Origin of the sequence: Snodgrassella alvi (assembly GCF_002777425.1) — a bacterium.
Taxonomy (GTDB): domain Bacteria; phylum Pseudomonadota; class Gammaproteobacteria; order Burkholderiales; family Neisseriaceae; genus Snodgrassella; species Snodgrassella alvi_B.
Map to the genome: position 1 here is coordinate 1 of NZ_MDVC01000111.1, position 3,376 is coordinate 3,376.

6 protein-coding genes are annotated in these 3,376 nt (G+C 31.6%); all 6 read right to left on the reverse strand.

What is annotated here, in order from left to right; all coding sequences use genetic code 11:
* Nucleotides 1–306, reverse strand: a 306-nt coding sequence (locus tag BGI33_RS11290) for a type IV secretion protein Rhs (RefSeq protein WP_100091293.1), incomplete at its 3' end; no start/stop codon positions are given.
* Between the two features lie 254 nt (nucleotides 307–560).
* Complete coding sequence (locus BGI33_RS11295) at nucleotides 561–902, reverse strand: hypothetical protein (protein WP_100090607.1); 342 nt, start codon at nucleotides 900–902, stop codon at nucleotides 561–563.
* 1 nt (nucleotide 903) lies between these two features.
* Complete coding sequence (locus BGI33_RS11300) at nucleotides 904–1,719, reverse strand: RHS repeat domain-containing protein (protein WP_180296976.1); 816 nt, start codon at nucleotides 1,717–1,719, stop codon at nucleotides 904–906.
* 138 nt (nucleotides 1,720–1,857) lie between these two features.
* Complete coding sequence (locus tag BGI33_RS11305; protein ID WP_025315306.1) at nucleotides 1,858–2,151, reverse strand: hypothetical protein; 294 nt, start codon at nucleotides 2,149–2,151, stop codon at nucleotides 1,858–1,860.
* A 7-nt stretch (nucleotides 2,152–2,158) separates the two neighbouring features.
* Nucleotides 2,159–2,827: an RHS repeat domain-containing protein gene (locus tag BGI33_RS14020; RefSeq protein ID WP_100089934.1), complete on the reverse strand. Its 669-nt coding sequence runs from the start codon at nucleotides 2,825–2,827 to the stop codon at nucleotides 2,159–2,161.
* Between the two features lie 29 nt (nucleotides 2,828–2,856).
* The gene (locus tag BGI33_RS11315; RefSeq protein ID WP_143557171.1) at nucleotides 2,857–3,294 is read right to left on the reverse strand and encodes a hypothetical protein; all 438 of its coding nucleotides are present in this window, start codon (nucleotides 3,292–3,294) and stop codon (nucleotides 2,857–2,859) included.
* Between the last annotated feature and the right edge of the window lie 82 nt (nucleotides 3,295–3,376).

A 3,376-nucleotide genomic window follows, 5' to 3' on the forward strand; every position in this document is an offset into this window, starting at 1 on the left:
ATTAAATTTTAAATGTACTGCAAAATTTAAAGATGAATCATTTATATAGTAAATATCCCCGCTTTCTCTAATTTTAGTAGATATATCATTATCTTCAATAAATTTTCTTATTGTGTATAACCAATTGGAATAACTTCCAAAAAGTTGCTTGCTTTTGTGTTTAAGAGTTTTTGACCAATCAATTTTTGTTCCTTTCCAGTCAAAAGAATTAGATAATTTATGTGCAATATTTTCCCAATTATCAACCAGCTCTGGTGGTTCTGATAATTGCGAAAGTTTCATTTTTATTTCATCATCAAGAGTCATGAGTCTCTCCGGGGCTTAGAAGGAAGATTAAATAGGCCTTGAAGTTTAGTTACTATTTGCGTGTTGATATTAGAACTTAAATACGCCTTATATTAAGGAGTATTTCATATTTACCGTCAGCATTTATTAAAGAATCTTTATAAATTTAATGTTCGAATTAATTTCCTCAACCATTGAATCATTAAACCAGAGGATTTTTTTACTTTTGGGCTGTACTATTTTAGGGAATAGTAACAGCTAAAATGATATTTTATTTAAAAATCTTTACTTAAAGAGAAAGGATGTAAGCATGCTTTAAACAATTCTAATTTCAAGTCTTCATCTGCTTTGTTTAACGTTTCATCCTGATCTTTTTGTATTTTTTTACGTATAAATTGCTCATTAGTAACATCTTCCTGTTTATAAAAATTTTTAGATTCTTCTTTAAAATCATCAATTTCCAATAATTTATCAAATATATTGTTAATTAGTGGGCTACCTGCATATAATAGCGATTCTGTTTCTTCACATGAAAATTTAATGTACATAATAAGTTTTTTCAAAGCGTTGATTTCGCTTTGTTTTAAAACTAAACATTTTTCTGTAGTATTACTCATGTTAACAACTTCCTCTAGCTTTTAGTTGATTCTGCATCATTTTAAGTCTTTTATCATATTTTAGGCTATTAAATCTTCCATAAGGATTTTTACCTATATGAATTATTTGAGAGCTTTCTAATTTAATTTTACCTGTATGATAGAACTCTAATTCTGATGACCTTTTTATATTGGCCATTTGTGCTTCGTTAACTTTAAAAACTATTGCATAATCCCCTCTTCCTGAATGAGTTGCTTGATCTAAGAAAATATTAGTCATTACATCTTTTGGGGGCATTAAAATATCAGTAATGTAAACCTTACCTTTTGTATTTTTTTCTATTATACCAGTATTTTGGATTCCTTCTAATCCTGCTAGATTCGTATAATGTATAAATACATTTTCACCGCTTAGTCCTAATGAATCAGTCCAAGTCAACCCATTAGGCGCATACTGATACAGATTCAAACCACCAGCTAAACCAATCGGATCCGGCTGAGTAAAGCGGCCTATATCCGGATCATAATACCTGAAAGTATTGTAATGTAAGCCGGTTTCTCTGTCTAAATATTGCCCCTGATATCTGAGGTTTTGTTCTACTGATTCGTGTGCGATTTCATGAATCCGTTTTCCCCATAGCTGAAAGCTACATTCCCACAGTAATTCGCCGTTGGCATCGGTTAGTTCTTCTGGGCAGCCGTTCAGGTCGGTGTGGAAGTAGCGGATATGTTGTTCTTGGTTGCCGTCTGTGTCTATCCGCGCCAGTGGTTCGTAGCTGTTCTGGCCTGTATAGATATACAGGCTGGTGGGGTGATTCGGGTCGGTTTCCTGAATCATTCTTAAGCCGTCCCATAGAAAGCGGGTACGGTTGTACGGTTAACCTTCGCGGTCTAACTTCCGTTTTTCAATGCATCTGCCAAGGGCGTCATAGTGTTAGTACCATTAGTCATCCTGATTTAATTTCAGTTTTTCTTTTTAACTTAGAAATATTTTTTCAATATATTCGCTTACTTTTGAATTAATATTACTTATATACTCCATGTCTTCATAAGAACCAAAGTTTAAAGCACCTTCTAAATTGTCATGCAGGACTAAAAGATTATATGCTAATTCCTTTGAAATAAAATTTTTTTCTTTATAATTAGTTACCATCTCATCCAGTGAAGTATAGAGATCATTCATTGTTTGTTCATCTAACTTATCTAGTAATCTAATTTTTTCAACTACACCGATAATCTTTTCATTAACATCAGAATTTATAATTTTCATAAAATACCTAATTAATTAGTTTTATTGCATTTGCTGGAATAGGTGCGTCAAATAGCACCTCCGAAGAACCTTTAGCTAATCGTCTTGCAAATTGATTACCTAAGAGGTCAAGACCTTTAGTAGAAGATATATCAATTGCCCCACCCGAAATTTTACTCAAGTCTATTTCAACTATTCTATTTCCAGTTTTACTAGCCCATTTTTCAGCGATACTTAAATCTTTGGTTGCAGATATAAACTGAGATGGAGAACGACTTCCTGATGTTACATGTCCTGCAACCGTTTTTATATTATTTGGGTTTAGTGAAAACAATCCAGAAGATATGTTTTCATCTTGTCTAATAACTCTATAGACTTTACCACTTTTTATACGATCAAACTCACTTACTTTAGCACATGGTGCTAATCCTAATGGATCAATCCACATTAGAGAATTAAATGCATACTGATACAGATTAAACCCACCCAGCAACCCAATCGGGTCTGGCTGGGTAAATCTACCTATATCCGGATCATAATACCTGAAAGTATTGTAATGTAAGCCAGTTTCTCTGTCTAAATATTGTCCCTGATATCTGAGGTTTTGCTCTACTGATTCGTGTTCGATTTCATGAATCCGCTTACCCCAAAGTTGATAGCTGCATTCCCAGACGATTTCGTCGTTTTCGTTAGTCAGCTCTTTTAGTGTGCCCTAACTGCATATTTCTAATTGTTTATACAATAATGAAGATGTACTTCATATTCATCATCATTAATAACCAGTATCCTTTCAGGTTCTAAAAACAATAATGATAAATCAAAAGTTTGATTGTATCTAAATATACTATTTAAAAAATCATCTAAATTATTAATATTTAAATGAATAGCAATTTTTTCTTCAAATAGTTGAATGCATTTTGAAAAAGTCTTATTTTTCAAAATTTTATTGATAATTTCAATTAGCTCTTTTTTGCTAATTGGATGCTCTAATGTTATTAGACTATCAATTTGATCAATCTTGAAAAAAAGTTTAAGCTGTTTTTTATACCAAACAAAATCTTCATCATTAACATATGAAATTGTAAATGATTCAATTCCTTTTAATTGGCTAACATATTCTTTTGCTTTTATATAAAGTAATTTTTTTTCGAGTTTATTATTCATAATATATGTGATGATCATTTGTTAACGGATCAATAATTTTTAGATATCGCTCTTCTTTGAAGTCATAGGTCATTGAATTGGC

Bases quoted from the DNA above. Each gene is read 5' to 3' on its own strand.
- BGI33_RS11295 (WP_100090607.1), bottom strand. From the start codon at position 902: ATGAGTAATACTACAGAAAAATGTTTAGTTTTAAAACAAAGCGAAATC.
- BGI33_RS11300 (WP_180296976.1), bottom strand. From the start codon at position 1,719: ATGATTCAGGAAACCGACCCGAATCACCCCACCAGCCTGTATATCTAT.
- BGI33_RS11305 (WP_025315306.1), bottom strand. From the start codon at position 2,151: ATGAAAATTATAAATTCTGATGTTAATGAAAAGATTATCGGTGTAGTT.
- BGI33_RS11315 (WP_143557171.1), bottom strand. From the start codon at position 3,294: ATGAATAATAAACTCGAAAAAAAATTACTTTATATAAAAGCAAAAGAA.